General features: G+C 41.0%; 10 protein-coding genes and 1 pseudogene. 9 read left to right on the top strand and 2 right to left on the bottom strand.

From position 1 onward, the window contains the following. Positions 1–78 precede the first annotated feature (78 nt). The 8 genes and pseudogenes from NXV01_RS15305 to NXV01_RS15340 all read left to right on the top strand — a co-directional run bounded on the left by NXV01_RS15305 (position 79) and on the right by NXV01_RS15340 (position 11,016). A complete protein-coding gene (locus tag NXV01_RS15305; RefSeq protein WP_167511927.1) occupies positions 79–594 on the top strand; it encodes an HU family DNA-binding protein in 516 nt (171 codons plus the stop codon). A 53-nt stretch (positions 595–647) separates the two neighbouring features. Then, positions 648–1,124, top strand: a complete 477-nt coding sequence (locus NXV01_RS15310) for an N-acetylmuramoyl-L-alanine amidase (protein WP_148367953.1) — start codon at positions 648–650, stop codon at positions 1,122–1,124. Positions 1,125–1,237: 113 nt separating this feature from the next. Continuing rightward, entirely contained in the window at positions 1,238–1,339 is a 102-nt protein-coding gene (locus NXV01_RS15315; protein ID WP_167511929.1) for a smalltalk protein, read from the top strand. Between the two features lie 104 nt (positions 1,340–1,443). Next, positions 1,444–4,464, top strand: a complete 3,021-nt coding sequence (locus NXV01_RS15320) for a hypothetical protein (protein WP_148367951.1) — start codon at positions 1,444–1,446, stop codon at positions 4,462–4,464. A gap of 10 nt (positions 4,465–4,474) precedes the next feature. Then, positions 4,475–8,839 (top strand): RHS repeat-associated core domain-containing protein, encoded by a 4,365-nt coding sequence (locus NXV01_RS15325; RefSeq protein WP_259022820.1) that lies wholly within the window; start codon positions 4,475–4,477, stop codon positions 8,837–8,839. 165 nt (positions 8,840–9,004) lie between these two features. Continuing rightward, positions 9,005–9,259 (top strand): hypothetical protein, encoded by a 255-nt coding sequence (locus NXV01_RS15330; RefSeq protein ID WP_259022822.1) that lies wholly within the window; start codon positions 9,005–9,007, stop codon positions 9,257–9,259. 93 nt (positions 9,260–9,352) lie between these two features. After that, positions 9,353–10,534, top strand: a pseudogene (locus NXV01_RS15335) (RHS repeat domain-containing protein); the annotation flags it as partial. Positions 10,535–10,545: 11 nt separating this feature from the next. Next, the gene (locus NXV01_RS15340; protein ID WP_259022824.1) at positions 10,546–11,016 is read left to right on the top strand and encodes a hypothetical protein; all 471 of its coding nucleotides are present in this window, start codon (positions 10,546–10,548) and stop codon (positions 11,014–11,016) included. Positions 11,017–11,076: 60 nt separating this feature from the next. Here NXV01_RS15340 and NXV01_RS15345 read toward each other — a convergent pair whose 3' ends face one another. Then, on the bottom strand, positions 11,077–12,126 hold the full coding sequence (locus NXV01_RS15345) for a leucine-rich repeat domain-containing protein (protein ID WP_259022825.1): 1,050 nt from the start codon (positions 12,124–12,126) through the stop codon (positions 11,077–11,079). 103 nt (positions 12,127–12,229) lie between these two features. Between NXV01_RS15345 and NXV01_RS15350 the strand changes: the two genes are divergently transcribed. Then, positions 12,230–13,126, top strand: coding sequence for a CPBP family intramembrane glutamic endopeptidase (locus NXV01_RS15350; RefSeq protein ID WP_195650430.1), 897 nt, complete (start codon positions 12,230–12,232; stop codon positions 13,124–13,126). On the opposite strand, the gene NXV01_RS15355 is transcribed toward NXV01_RS15350, so the two are convergent. Continuing rightward, on the bottom strand, positions 13,098–15,230 hold the full coding sequence (locus tag NXV01_RS15355) for a Tex family protein (protein WP_259022826.1): 2,133 nt from the start codon (positions 15,228–15,230) through the stop codon (positions 13,098–13,100). The genes NXV01_RS15350 and NXV01_RS15355 overlap by 29 nt on opposite strands. Between the last annotated feature and the right edge of the window lie 40 nt (positions 15,231–15,270).

Raw genomic sequence — 15,270 nt, forward strand, 5'->3', positions numbered from 1 at the left:
TCTCTTCCGATACCATTGCGCTAACCGCAATCTGTAACATTTATTTTTTAATTTTTAATTCTCAATTTTTAATTTATCATGGCAATACCATTTAAAAGAATGGGTCGTAAAGATCCGAGAGAGGTTGATGGGGTGGTGAAGTATCACCCACAACTTGTGACGCAGGGACAGAGTGTAGACCTGGATAAACTCGCTTACACGATGAAAGAGAAAAGTTCCTTGTCGCTGGGCGATATCCAGAGTGTGCTAACCAATCTTGTTGAAGCGATGCGTGCAGCGTTGTTCGACGGTAAGTCCGTCAATATCCGCGACTTCGGTGTATTCAGTCTTTCCGCTACCACACTGGGGGCGGATACGAAAGAAGAGTGTACGATGAAGAACATCAGGAGCGTGAATATCAATTTCCGTCCTTCCAGCAGCGTCCGTCCTAATCTGACATCTACCCGTGCCGGTGAGAAAATCGAGTTCCTTGACCTCGATGCACCTAAGAAAAAGAAAACCGAAGGTGGAGATTCCGGTGAAGAAGGTGGAGGAGGAGACTCCGGTGGAGGTAGTGGTGATGGCGGTGGTGAAGCTCCGGATCCGGCAGCTTGAGCCATAGAGCGTAGATAATGCTTACAACTGATAAGAAAAACAGTGGCACTATAATGAGAAAGATTGATTTGATCGTGATTCACTGTTCCGCCACCCGTGCCGACCGTTCGCTCACCCCGGATGATCTGGAAACGCAACACCGTCGGCGTGGATTTAACGGAACAGGATATCACTACTACATCCGCAAAGACGGAACGGTGCACATCACCCGACCGATTGAACGTATCGGTGCGCACGTGAAAGGATTCAACGCTTGTTCGATAGGCATCTGCTATGAAGGTGGGCTGGACTGTCATGGTCGTCCGGCGGACACGCGGACACCGGAACAACGGGCAACACTTCATTTGCTTGTACATCAATTGCTTGAGACTTTCCCCGGTAGCCGGGTGTGCGGTCACCGGGATTTAAGTCCCGACCGCAACGGAAACGGGGAAATTGAACCGGAAGAATGGATCAAAGCGTGTCCGTGTTTTGAGGTGAAAGCGGAAGGTTTCACCACAGAGGACACAGAGGACACGGAGGAAAATTAGTATAAAAAAACAAACCACCGCAGCGTATACGGAGAAGGGAAATAAATATTCCTCTGTGCCCTCTGTGTCCTCTGTGGTCAACTAAAGAGCGTGGAAAGGAGGTGTGTAAAGTTATGGCAGTCAAAAGATCCCTTTGGGATACTATTTTGAAGGTAGTCATCGCGGTGGCTTCGGCAGTAGCAGGCGTATTTGGTGCGAATGCGATGAATCTGTAGTCTACAGGAAGTTAGTTCATTTGAAGAGAGGGTGTATAAGTTTTCTATCTTTTTCACCCTCTCTCTATTTTTTTTACTAATCATGAAATAAATCAGAAAAAGAAATGGAAAAGAAAAATTTTATAAAACAAATGTTGTGCTTTACCCTGCTGTTGGGCATAGGTACACATATACATGCACAAAGCGATTCGGGATTTATTCCGACAGATTTTCAAGGGTACTACTTTTCTCCTCAAAATCTGGGATTCGCCACACCACAGACAGCTGAATTTGTGCAATATGGCAACACAAATGTGAACTATTATAATGGTTTGCTTGATCTGGATATCCCGTTGTTCGATTACAAGGATACGGCTTTTGAGCTGGATATGTCTATCAAGTATATTTCCGATGGTTTCAAGCCGGGCAGACGTCCATCGATGGTTGGCAATAATTGGATATTGAATGTGGGTGGATCGATAACACGAAATGTAATGGGGGAGCCTGATGATATTCGTCAGGAACAGAAGAGTGGATTGTTGGCCGCCATCCGTGATGGGCAGTTCAAGCAGTATAGCAAAGAGGATTTGCTCAATTTGAATATTCCCCATGCTACGAAAAATCGTCCTTATCCGGAAACTGAATACGACATGGCTCCCGATATCTTCGATTTTAATTTCGGGCGGCATAAAGGACGTTTTATTATCGACAATAACGGAAATGCTAAATGTATATCAGGAGGCGGATATAAGATTGACTTGAGTGAAATGACCGTTCAGGATTATAGCACGACGAATGCTCCTAAATCCTCTGTCATCAAGATCACGACACCGGATGGCTATCTCTACTATTTTGGGGGAGACGTCTCATGTTTAGAATACAGCATACCCAATAATCCCAGTAAATTAAGAAGCAGACCTGTGCAGATTACTTCCTGGTATTTAACCTCTATCCGGGATGAGACAAAAAATCATCGTATCACCTTCTCATACCAGAGTCGTCTGCAAAAGAATAAGTATCATCTTTTTATTAACTCTTATGTGAGTGGAATTCGATGGATACATTATAAGCCTGATAGTAAAGGATATACTAAACCTTCAGAATCATCGAGTGTAAACGATATAAATACTGACCATTTTTTGATGGAAGATAAAGTGTATGCTCCTATTCTGAAAACAATTAATACCGATGATGTGAAAATAAACTTTATTACTGAAACTTTTCCTGTCAATTTTTTCGGAGATTCGGATGGAAATGATTTGATCTATCTCTCAAGCATAACAATGACCAAAGAACCGGAGGTTATAAAATCATGCAAATTTGATTATCAGATATCGGGACGGTATTTCTTTCTGAAAAACGTGACCTTGTATGATCAAAGTGAAAATCCTGCTATTTACTCTTTTGATTATAATATGAGCAATGATCTGCCGGATCCACTGACTACAAGTATTGACCATTGGGGATTTTGGAATGGTGGCTATGAAAATATAGATAATGTTGATACGTTTCTCAATGACGGTCATTTTGAAGAGAGAAAGGCTGTCAATACAAATGTTGCAAGTTGTACGATGTTGCAAAGGATAACTTATCCAACGAAAGGGGAAGAGGCGATTGATTATGAATATAACCGTTTTAGATATTACCAGACTAAAAGAACGGACTCTTTTGCGTGGGATTCTAATACGGCGGCTTATGATACTCCTTTAAGTGGAGTACGTGTTAAGAATCTGACATTGCATGATCCTGTAACTGGAAAGAATAGGCAACGTTCGTTTAGTTATCTTGATCCTACGACAGGAATAGAAAGTGGAAGAATCAATGAATTGCCGCGCTATCATATGCCCCAAGAAAGTATGCAGTATGTTTATGATTCTTTTGATCATACAGAAATAAAAAATCTGCATGCTTACTCAGTCAGTAGCAACTGCATCGGGCGACTAAGTAATATATCCGAATATCTGATAGGCTATAGTGATGTTACAGAGACTTTTGATGATGGAAGTTTTTGCCACTACCACTTTTCTTCATTAGCTGATGTTCCTGATAATGTGGAACTTTTTGGATGCCCTGTCAGAACGTATGGAAATATGACTAATAGAAGTTTCGGCTATTACCAGATATTAGACAAAGCTTTGAACTATGCCCCCAACGACCTTTCTGCTTTCAGAGGGAAACTGCTGTTTAAAAAGACTTATGACAATCGCTATCATAAAGTGGCAGAGGAAGAGTATCATTATAACGTAGAAAATAAAACTACCGATTATGAAGTTTCGATAAATACCAATACCGGAGCTTTTCTGGCGAGTAAAATATTTACTGTCCCCTGTCTGCTGATTCAGGAAAAACTGACGGATGAGAATGAAGTGGAAATTCTTCATAATTATGAATATAATGCCAAAGGATTTGTCACAGAAAAAGAGACTGTCAATAGTAATGGGGATCATGTGTATTTGAAGTATGTACGTCCGGGAGAATCGTTCAATCTTCCATCTAATATATATTGGGACAGTTTAATTAGTTCGAATAGAATAGAGGAACCGATAGGCATCATAAAGTATTTGAAGAAACCACAGGATGAGAAACGGAGAATGGTAGATTTTATTTACGCTATTTATGAACCGACAAATAATGCAGGTATTCAGAAAAGAGTTCTTCGTGGTGCTAACTTTGCAAAAACATTACCTGAAGATATAGATCTGACAGATTATTCAAACAGTATGAACCGTTTTATTGAAGCTTATGATAACTATGATAAATATGGGAATGTTGTAACCTTAAGGGGGCTTTATGATAATACCACAATTTATCTATGGTCGTATCACGGTAAATATCCGATAGCTGAAATAAAAGGAAGTACTTATGATAAGGTTAAATCTGCTTTAGGAGGAAAACCGGAACTTCTTTCAGAAGAGAGTGAACCTAATATGAAGAAAATGGAGCAATTGCGTACACTTCTACCTCATGCCCAGATTACGATCTCTGCTTATAAGCAACAGGTAGGGCTGAAATATATTTCGGAACCCAGTGGAAGAATCTCTTTCTTCCGATTTGATGATCAAGGACGCCTGAAACAGAGATTCAGGAGGGGAGACAAGAGAGAACTCCAGTTGATGGAATACAATAAATATCATTATTCTAAATAAGAAATCAATCATGAAAAAGCAGTTAATATTCTTCTTTTTTTTGTTCTGCACACTAATGGCGGTAAACGGTCATAGCGCTCCGCAGTTTAGTGATAAAAGAGTACATTTTGCAGATATTTATAAAGAGCCGAAAGTCGCCCATTTTAGTGATGTTCCTCGTTATATTTTCTATGAAGGCGAACTTCATAATTACGTTGTCTATACTTTTACCATACAGAATCGCTCTACTTTGCTCATGGCCAATATGATGGGAACTGATACGGATTATACCGTTTTGCGCCTTTTTTATAGACCATTTAATTCTACTACTGGTAGATTCGGAAATAAATCAGTTAGTGATGATAGTCATAGAGCAAAAGATGTACTTCGTGATCAGGATAAATTTAATTTAAATTTTGACGAAGATCTCACACAAGTACATCTCCACTCTCCCGTATTGTATGACGTTTTAGACCCAGGCGAATATGAGCTCTATAGTATTGCGTCAAATAATGAAAAAAATCCTACCAAAAGACTTGAAACCAATATCTATTTGTCCCCAGTGGGAGTTGATCAATATACTTCTGTTGATATAGGACATTTTATAAGAAACTTTTCTCAAAATATAAGATCCGGGATTTTTAGCAGCGGAGATGTATATCATACATTTAGTTTGGATAGTTTAAATATGATAAGTGTAGCTCCTCAAGAAAATGTGGGAATGAAACCTGTTATTGAATTGGAAGACGAACATGGTTATGCATTTGCAAGCAGTGAAGAATATCCGTTGAATGAGGATTCCTTACCACAAATAAAGGATGCCAGATGTGGAATAGGTAAGCATTATATTCATGTTTATTATCCGGATTCTATATATAGAAAAGTCAAATTAAATGTAAATGGAGTTGTAGATTATACGGGAATTGATTGGGAATGTCCTTTTGAGGCAGGTAATTATTCGGATAGTTTATATTATGAAAATTCTTATTATTCCCCAACATTCGCTTTTCCTAATTCTTACGATCCTATTGTATATCATCGTTTTGCCATAAAAGATGAAATGGATATATCTATTATATCGGAGGATTATCTGAATAGTATTGTTTTGTACGATTCAACCCATCGCATGCTTCGAAAAGTCAAGAGAGAAGACCCTTTCACTATCCTTGATGCTTTTAATCTGTCGCCGGGAACTTACTTTTTTACAACGGAAGGAGGGTTCAATACTATACATATAAAGGTGAAAGGTCAGAAAACTATTGGAAAATGGTCTGATACGAAAAACTATATATCAACGATTAAAGCGACTACCAATACTCCTTTTTCTTCGGATCTGCAAAGTCCATTGCATGCCACCCATGAAATAAATTACCTTGACCCGTTTGGCAGGACAGAACAGACAATACAATATGGTGTGACTCCTGCGTTCAACAGTCTGGTGAGTAGAAAGGAGTATGACAGGATGTGTCGTGATAGCTGTTCATGGCTTCCGGCAGTTTGTCCCGGTTCGAGGAATTATGTTTCATCATCCGATTTCAGAAAGCATATCCTTGAATTGTATAATGATGAGTACGCTTGTGGAAAATCTTTTTATGACGGTTCGCCCCTGAACCGATTGACCGAGAAATATAATCCGGGAAAGGACTGGCATACTACGGGGCATAGTGAAAAAGTTTCTTATCAGACGAATTCGGGAGCATCACAGGTTCGATTATTTGAGGTGAGCGGAGAAAAAGATAATCCTGTTCTGTCTCAAAAAGGATTTTATGCAACCGGAGAATTGGTAGTGGAAGAAAAGAAAGATGAAGCAGGGCTTCCTACGCTTACTTATACGAATAAATTGGAACAAACCATTTTGTCACGTACCATCAGTGGTGCGGACACGCTCGATACTTATCAGGTATATGATGATTTCGGGAATCTGGTTTTTGTTCTTCCACCGATGGCGGTCAGTAGTTTACATACTCTCGGACAGAAAGATGCGTTAGACCTTTATGCTTATCAATATCGCTATGATGAGCTCAATCATTATAAAGGTAAGAAACTTCCCGGTGCGGAATGGATAGATATGTGTTTCGACGAGGATGGAAAGTTATTGAGAATTCGAGATGGGGAGATGCGCAAGAGGCATGAATGGCAATGTACTTTTTATGATAAGTTGAGAAGAGAAGTGTTGACAGGCATTTATAAAGGTCAGATGCCATACAACATCTCTGAATCGGTTGAATTTGCTCCGGATAGGCTAAACAACCATTATGGTTATCTCTTTAGTAGTTATTTAAAGATGGATAGCCTGGATATTCAAAAGGTGATATATTATGATACCTATCAATATAAAAAGGCTAACTCCCGCTTCACTGCGGCAATGGATTATATAGATAGCAATGATTACGGGCATCGATATGGAGACGACTCTGAACCGCTTCACTGCAAGAATTTGCAGACCGGAATGATGATACGGGTTATCGGTACAGATCAAATGCTTTGCACCACTACCTATTATGATTATTATCAACGTCCGGTGCAAGTGCGCAGTACTGATATAAATGGCAAGGTGCATGTTCAGAGCATGGCGTATGATTTCTGCGACCATGTCATAGCATCCAGTGATAAAGTGGAGAATATATCGCTTGTTCAACACAAGACTTATGACCATGCCGGGCGACTGTTGACAGAAGCTCGTTTGGTTAATGATTTGGCATCTGATACTCTGACGTATAATTACGATGAATTGGGGCGTATCGCCAGTTTCAAAAGAGGGAATGGAGCCCATTCACTGACTTTGACCAACCGTTATAACTTACGGGGTTGGCTGACTTCTATCGAAAGTCCGTTATTCTCCCAGAAACTATATTATACGGATGGTATCGGCACACCTTGTTATAATGGAAATATCAGTAGTATGAGTTGGAAGACCGGCGTAGACACGGACGTTCGTAACTATTGTTTTGAATATGATCTGTTATCCCGGCTAAAAAATGCCACTTACGGTGAGGGAGAAAAGCTCTCTCTGAATGCCAACCGCTTTAATGAGCAAATAACGGGTTACGACAACAATGGTAATATCTTGGGGTTGAAACGATACGGACAGACTTCTGCCAATGGTTACGGATTAGTAGATGATCTGACCATCACCTTGAATGGCAATCAACTGAAAAGGGTTGATGATTCTGTTTCGGGTTCCGCTTTTGGTGATAATTTTGATTTTAAAGACGGAACAAAACAAAGTACGGAGTACTTTTATGATGCTAATGGCAATTTATTGAAAGATTTGGATAAAAAGATAATCGATATTAAATATAATTCCCTAAATTTACCGAACCGTATAGAGTTTGAAGATGGTAGCTCTATTTCTTACCTTTATGATGCAGCAGGTACAAAACTACGTGTTGTACATAGTATCGCAGGAAATACAACTACTACCGATTATTGCGGTAATGTGATCTATGAAAATGGGACTCCTAAGACTTTATTGACAGATGCCGGATTCGTATCTTTGAATGATAATAAGTATCATTATTACTTACAGGATCATCAGGGTAACAATCGGGTCGTTGCAGACCAAACCGGAGCAGTGGAAGAAGTGAATCATTATTATCCGTTTGGTGGTATGTTTGCTTCAACTTCATCCGTTCAACCTTATAAATATAACGGGAAAGAGCTGGATAGAAAAGGCGGACTGGATTGGTATGATTATGGAGCGCGAATGTATGATGCGGCATTGGGAAGATGGCATGTGGTGGATCCGATGGCGGATAAGGATTATAGTTGGAGCGTGTATGTTTATTGTCAGAACAATACAATTAAATATATTGACCCAGATGGAAAACAAGTAATACCTGTTCCAATGCCTTATGCACCTCTTCCATTCTATTCTCCGATAACGTATCCTCAAAGTTATAATTTGCCTTCGGATCAACAAATAATGAGACATGCGTCAGGAAAGTTTGCGGAAGCTGGACAAATAATAACAGATACTCCTAGGATGTCTTATGCTTTTGGTACTCTTTTATACTATCAAGTGAAGAATGCTATTAGTCCGGAATATGAGCATCAGCGGAATAGAGAAAGGAAAAGTAAAGAAGAACTGGATAGGAATCAGGCGAATGTTGCAAAAAGCATTGATACTAACGTATCGGGGATGATGCCTAATGGTGATCCGGCTCCGAAAAGCGAATTAAAAACTTGGCAAAAAATAGTACTTGGGGTAACGTGGGGGGCTGTGACAGTAAAAGATTATTTTGATCATTTTGTTGTGGGATCTTCCCAAACCAGTAATGGGTGTCAGAGCAAAAACATAGAATCTAATGAAAATATTAATATAGAAAAGGATAATAATTTTATCTTAACTCCAATAAAAAATAGATTAGATGAAGTATTTAAAAAAAATTGGTAAGTATATGACTTATATAGAATATTTTGTATATTCTATTTGTTTGATAAATATTATATTTATCATATTCTTTAATGAATATATGCCCTCTTTTTTTAGAAGTCCCATATTTTTATTAATGATTTTAACTTTGCTAATTACTATACCTTTATTAAAGAGAAAATTAAAATGAAAATAGAAAGATTATTATATTATTTATCTGAACGCGTGTATGGAATATTTTCTACTTTGTTTTTTGTGGACTTGTTAGGAATGGGGATTCTTTACTGTTTAGATGTCGAGATAAATGTGCTCTTTGGAAATGTGTTTTTTCTTTTATTGGGATTATGGACTGGTAGTGGAGTTACTCTGTCTGCAATAAACTATATGAAGAGAGCATATCGCAAAGAATTAGAAAATAGGCAGAATACTAGAGATTTTTAGTTCCTAATATTCTGAAAATTCGCCCTGATATAAGTTGGCTAAATATTAATTTATGTCAGGGCTGTTTTTTTATTGATAAGCTAATTTACTTGGAATCATTTTGATTTTAAAGACGGAGCAAAACAAAGTACGGAGTATTTTTATGATGCTAATGGCAATTTATTGAAAGATTTGAATAAAAAGATAATTGATATTCAGTATAATTTCCTAAATTTACCGAACCGTATAGAGTTTGAAGATGGCAGCTCTATTTCTTACCTTTATGATGCAGCAGGCACGAAACTACGTGTTGTACATAGTATCGCAGGAAATACAACTACTACCAATTATTGCGGTAATGTGATCTATGAAAATGGAATTCCTAAGACTTTATTGACAGATGCCGGATTCGTATCTTTGAATGATAATAAGTATCATTATTACTTACAAGATCATCAGGGTAACAATCGGGTCGTTGCAGACCAAGCCGGAGCAGTGGAAGAAGTGAATCATTATTATCCGTTTGGTGGTATGTTTGCTTCAACTTCATCCGTTCAACCTTATAAATATAACGGGAAAGAGCTGGATAGAAAAGGCGGACTGGATTGGTATGATTATGGAGCGCGAATGTATGATGCGGCATTGGGAAGATGGCATGTGGTGGATCCGATGGCGGATAAGGATTATAGTTGGAGCGTGTATGTTTATTGTCAGAACAATACAATTAAATATATTGACCCAGATGGAAAGCAAGTAATACCTGTTCCAATGCCTTATGCACCTCTTCCATTCTATTCTCCGATAACGTATCCTCAAAGTTATAATTTGCCTTCGGATCAACAAATAATGAGACATGCGTCAGGAAAGTTTGCAGAAGTTGGACAAATAATAACAGATACTCCTAAGATGTCTTACGCTTTTGGTACTCTTTTATACTATCAAGCGAAGAATGCTATCAGTCCGGAATATGAGCATCAGCGGAATAGAGAAAGGAAAAGTAAAGAAGAACTGGATAGGAATCAGGCGAATGTTGCAAAAAGCATTGATACTAACGTATCGGGGATGATGCCGAATGGTGATCCGGCTCCGAAAAGAAATCCAAAAGATGGAGGAAAGAAAACAATGGTAGGTTTGATTCTTGGGGCTATAGGAACATTATCGAAGGAAACATTAGACGTTACCAACCCTGACCCGTCACAAGATTCTTATGAAGTCCATACGAAAAAAGTAGAAAAAAAAGAAATATATGGTCCAACTATATGGGAGGAGTATTTTGATTGGAAAATAAACTTTTAATTTATAAATATATGAGATATCTTTTAATAGCAATATATGAAAAAACAGCTTTGTTAGGTAGTATAATCCTAATTGCCTATCGTATCTTCTTGCCTTATATATATAAGATTCCTTATCTGTCATCCTGTGTGCAGACAATATTCTTAATTTTTTGGGCGATTACATTAATAGGCGGAATGATGAGTTATTTATTTCCCTATATACGGACTCCTAAACGACCATTGAAAGAAGAAGGAATCATTCGGACATTTTATTTGAAATCAGATAAAATAATAATGCAAGTCTATTGTTATGTTTTTGGAGCGTATGCAATTTTTTATTTAGATCGGGTATCTGTTTTATTTGATTATCTAATGTTACTTTTATTGGGAATATTTCTCGGATATCGGATGGCGGTGAGAGCGAATGCGTATTCATTGGATGAAGCTAGCCAAAAGAAGCAAGCTAAGCAAGCTGTAAAGAAGGAATCTCATACTAGATAAGATGATTGTTTATCCCTGATATGAATAACTAACTAATTATTTATATCAGGGTAATTCTTTTTATTTCTTATAAACCAACTTACTCGGAACTCCCTCCCCGAACAAGTGATCTCCCAGTGTTGTGATCTTATCCCCCGTAGCCAATACGTAGCGAAGATTATCGCATCCCATAAAAGCGCCGAACTCGATAGCCGTTACACTGGCCGGTAATTCCAGCGTGCCGCATAGACGGCCGCAATTACTAAATACACGCTGTCCGATTGATTTCAGGTTATGAGGTAATTTCATATTCAGCAGATACTTCTTCTGCGAGAAAGTGAAGTCGGGGATAGCCGTTGCATTTGTCTTGGAAATATCAACCGATACGAGATTCGGCATATAATCGCGGATAAGTTTGAAGTCAGCGTTATCCAGTTTCCCTTCAACGGTGAGGAAGTTGATGTCTCTGGGTTGCAGTCCGGCTTTCAGGATCTCTTCTTCCAGTTTGCCCATTGCACCCACTTGCAGGGTAGTCTCTACCGGTTCACCTTCGATGAAAGCAAAATTCTGCCATCTGTCTTTGTAGCGGTAAGCGTCGCTGCTGCCCAAAGGAACGAAGATGGCGGTAACACTGTCTGCCAATGCTTCCGGCAACAGGTTGGGAGCTGTCTTTTTCCGGATCTGGCAGATTTTCAGATTCTCACAGCCTTTGAAGGCAGCATCTTCGATATTCTTCGTTTTCTCGGAAAGGATCACTTTTTCCAGTGTGGCTTTACCTTTGGTCACTCCGCCTACCACATTCGAGAAAGCATAGGCAGGGATGAAGTTCGGCATATAAATGTAGAATTTTCCATTGGGATAAGTACCGGCTTTTCCGCTGTACATCTTGATTTCCGCGTTCGAAATATCCAATACTTTCAGATTGGCAAATTCGTCACGGAGATGCCGGAAGTCCTCTGCATTCAGTTTTCCGGTCAGTGTGAGATGGGTGATACTGTTGGCTTCCTCTTCAGTCATCATGGAAATCAGCGTACCGGGCTTACTCACATAATACGTCTTACTCACTTGGGCGGTGGCTCCTAATGCATTAGCGGCCAGTAAGAAACTTATCAATAGTAGTTTAATTTTCATAATTTTGTAGATTTGTTCTGACAAATATAGGAAAAATAGAGAATACATGATGTTTTTTTATGTTTTATATCTAATTTTGTAGCCGGATTAACAAATTGTAAAAATGGAGGCAGACAACATAGATGGGAAGAAAGAACCCAAAAGACTTCCTGTGTGGGCATGTATCCCGCTGTTTATTGTGGTACTTTTCATATTTATTGGATTGTATGGGACATTGGTCAGCGGAGGCCTGTCGTTGGTTCTTGGAGTGGAGGCTCGCCATCCGGGAGTAGTAGGGTATATTTTCGTGGAGGCCGGTATGCTTTTGGCCGTTCTTACTGCCGCCGTCATCTTGCTTCGTCTCGAACGTCGTCCGTTTTCTGATTTGGGACTTTCCCTAAAAGGACATGCCAACGGACTGTGGTATGGCCTCCTGGTGGCAATCTTGCTCTATTTGCTGGGTTTCGGAATCTCTGTTGTTTTGGGAGAAATAGAAGTCACCGGTTTCCAGTTTAAGCCGTTGGATTTATTGGGGTCGTGGGTGTTTTTCCTGTTAGTGGCGTTGTTTGAAGAAATTCTGATGCGCGGCTATATCCTCGGACGTCTGCTTCATACCAATATGAATAAATTCCTGGCACTCTTCATCTCGTCGGCATTATTCGCGTTTATGCATATCTTTAATCCGGAAATAGCTTTCCTGCCGATGCTAAATCTATTGCTTGCCGGTATGCTGCTGGGTGCTTCCTATCTATATACCCGTAATCTGTGTTTCCCTATCTCTCTTCATCTTTTCTGGAATTGGATTCAGGGTCCGATTCTGGGTTATCAGGTAAGCGGAAATAATTTCACGACGAGCATGCTGACTTTGCGTATGCCCGAAGAAAACGTACTGAATGGCGGAGCCTTCGGTTTTGAAGGCTCGCTCATTTGCACAGTACTTATGATTGTTTTTACGATTCTGATTGTGTGGTGGGGAGAAAAAAGAGAAGCAATCAGTCTTGCGGTACCCCGATCATACTAAGCTGAATCCGTTTCCGGTCATAATCTACATTCATCACTCTGACCATGACGTGTTGATGGATGGATACCACTTCCGTCGGATCGGAAATGAACCGTTCCGCTAATTGCGAGAGGTGCACCAGTCCGTTCTCCTTAATACCTATATCGACAAACGCCCCGAAATTGGTGATGTTGCCTACGATGCCCGGAAGAATCATTCCTTCGCGCAAATCGGCTATGGTGCGCACGTTCTTGTCGAACTCGAAGACTTTGATAGCCTTACGCGGGTCACGTCCCGGCTTGTCGAGTTCCTGCAGAATGTCCTGTAAGGTGGGCAGGCCGACGGTAGGGGTGATGTAGGCGGAGATGTTAATCTTCCGGCGGAGTTCCTTGTCGGCTATCAGTTCGTCGATGGTACATTTCAGGTCTTTGGCCATTTGCTCTACGATGTGGTAGCTTTCCGGATGCACGGCGGTGTTGTCCAGCGGATTCTTGGCTCCGGGGATGCGGAGGAATCCGGCACACTGTTCGAAAGCCTTGGCGCCCATGCGCGGAACTTTCATCAATTCTTTCCGCGAACCGAAAGCTCCGTTTTCCGCCCGGTAGTTGACGATGTTTTGAGCCAGTTGCGGTCCCAGTCCGGAGATGTAAGTCAATAGATGGCTGCTTGCCGTATTCAGGTTTACGCCGACCAGGTTCACGCAATTCTCTACGGTCTGATCGAGTGCTTTTTTCAGCTTTGTCTGGTCTACATCGTGCTGGTATTGACCTACACCGATGGATTTAGGATCTATCTTCACCAATTCTGCCAACGGGTCCATCAGGCGGCGGCCGATGGAGACTGCTCCACGCACCGTTACGTCATAATCGGGAAACTCGTCGCGGGCAATCTTCGAAGCCGAATAAATGGAAGCTCCCTGTTCACTGACTACAAACACGGGTATCTGACGGTCGAAGCTCTGGCTGTTGATGAAATCTTCTGTCTCACGGCTTGCCGTTCCGTTGCCGATGGAGATGGCTTCTATCTGATAGGCCTCAATCATCTTACGGAGTTTGGAAGCAGCTTCTCCTGTTTTGTTCACCGGAGGATGCGGATAGATATTCTCATTATGTAACAGATTGCCTTGCGCATCGAGGCAGACGACTTTACATCCCGTACGGAATCCGGGGTCGATGGCGAGCACCCGTTTTTGTCCCAATGGAGGGGCGAGAAGAAGTTGGCGGAGGTTCTCGGTGAATACCCGAATCGCTTCCTCATCGGCTTTTTCTTTGGATTGAGCGGCAAATTCTGTTTCGATGGAGGGCTTGAGCAGACGCTTGTAAGCATCGACCGTAGCTTCGCCCACCTGCTGGCTACACTCGTTGTTGCCACGTACGAACTGACGTTCCAAGCGTTCGATACATGCCTCGTCGTCGGGTTGGATAGATACTTTCAGCAGGCCTTCCGACTCTGCCCGGCGGATGGCCAACAGGCGGTGGGACGTGCAGCGTTTCAGTGCTTCGGAGAAATCGAAATAATCCCGGTATTTCGCTGCTTCTTCCTCTTTTCCTTTCACCAATTTGGCACTAATCTCTGCCTGGCGGCTGAACTGATTACGTACCGTGTTGCGGGCACGTTCGTCTTCGTTCACCTGCTCTGCAAGGATGTCACGGGCGCCTTTCAGGGCATCTTCCACATCTTTCACGTCTCCTTTCACGAAGGAGGCAGCCTTGGCGCTAAGGTTGTTTTCCCTTTGCAACATCAGGAGGATGGCAAGCGGTTCCAACCCTTTCTGGCGGGCTACTTCAGCACGTGTCTTCCGCTTGGGTTTATAAGGAAGATAAATGTCTTCCAGTTCCGTCGGATTCCAAGTGTCGTTGATACGTTTCTCCAGTTCGGCAGTCAGTTTTCCCTGCTCGTTGATGGTGCCGAGAATCGTTTCTTTCCGTTTGGCTATGTCGCACAACTTATCGTGTTGCTCTTTGATTTGCTCTATCTGCACTTCATCCAGTCCGCCGGTGGCTTCTTTACGGTAACGGCTGATGAAGGGAATCGTAGCACCTTCACCCAAAAGATGGAGCGTACTACTTATTTGTCTTTCCGGTATACCCAAAAAACCGGAAATCATCTTGTGAAATAATTCCATAATTTGTATTTTTTGAGAGTAAATGAGCGACAAAAATACA

It is taken from the genome of Bacteroides sp. BFG-606 (assembly GCF_024788145.1).
GTDB lineage: Bacteria > Bacteroidota > Bacteroidia > Bacteroidales > Bacteroidaceae > Bacteroides > Bacteroides vicugnae.

Bases quoted from the DNA above. Each gene is read 5' to 3' on its own strand.
- NXV01_RS15305 (WP_167511927.1), top strand. From the start codon at position 79: ATGGCAATACCATTTAAAAGAATGGGTCGTAAAGATCCGAGAGAGGTT.
- NXV01_RS15310 (WP_148367953.1), top strand. From the start codon at position 648: ATGAGAAAGATTGATTTGATCGTGATTCACTGTTCCGCCACCCGTGCC.
- NXV01_RS15315 (WP_167511929.1), top strand. From the start codon at position 1,238: ATGGCAGTCAAAAGATCCCTTTGGGATACTATTTTGAAGGTAGTCATC.
- NXV01_RS15320 (WP_148367951.1), top strand. From the start codon at position 1,444: ATGGAAAAGAAAAATTTTATAAAACAAATGTTGTGCTTTACCCTGCTG.
- NXV01_RS15325 (WP_259022820.1), top strand. From the start codon at position 4,475: ATGAAAAAGCAGTTAATATTCTTCTTTTTTTTGTTCTGCACACTAATG.
- NXV01_RS15330 (WP_259022822.1), top strand. From the start codon at position 9,005: ATGAAAATAGAAAGATTATTATATTATTTATCTGAACGCGTGTATGGA.
- NXV01_RS15340 (WP_259022824.1), top strand. From the start codon at position 10,546: ATGAGATATCTTTTAATAGCAATATATGAAAAAACAGCTTTGTTAGGT.
- NXV01_RS15345 (WP_259022825.1), bottom strand. From the start codon at position 12,126: ATGAAAATTAAACTACTATTGATAAGTTTCTTACTGGCCGCTAATGCA.
- NXV01_RS15350 (WP_195650430.1), top strand. From the start codon at position 12,230: ATGGAGGCAGACAACATAGATGGGAAGAAAGAACCCAAAAGACTTCCT.
- NXV01_RS15355 (WP_259022826.1), bottom strand. From the start codon at position 15,230: ATGGAATTATTTCACAAGATGATTTCCGGTTTTTTGGGTATACCGGAA.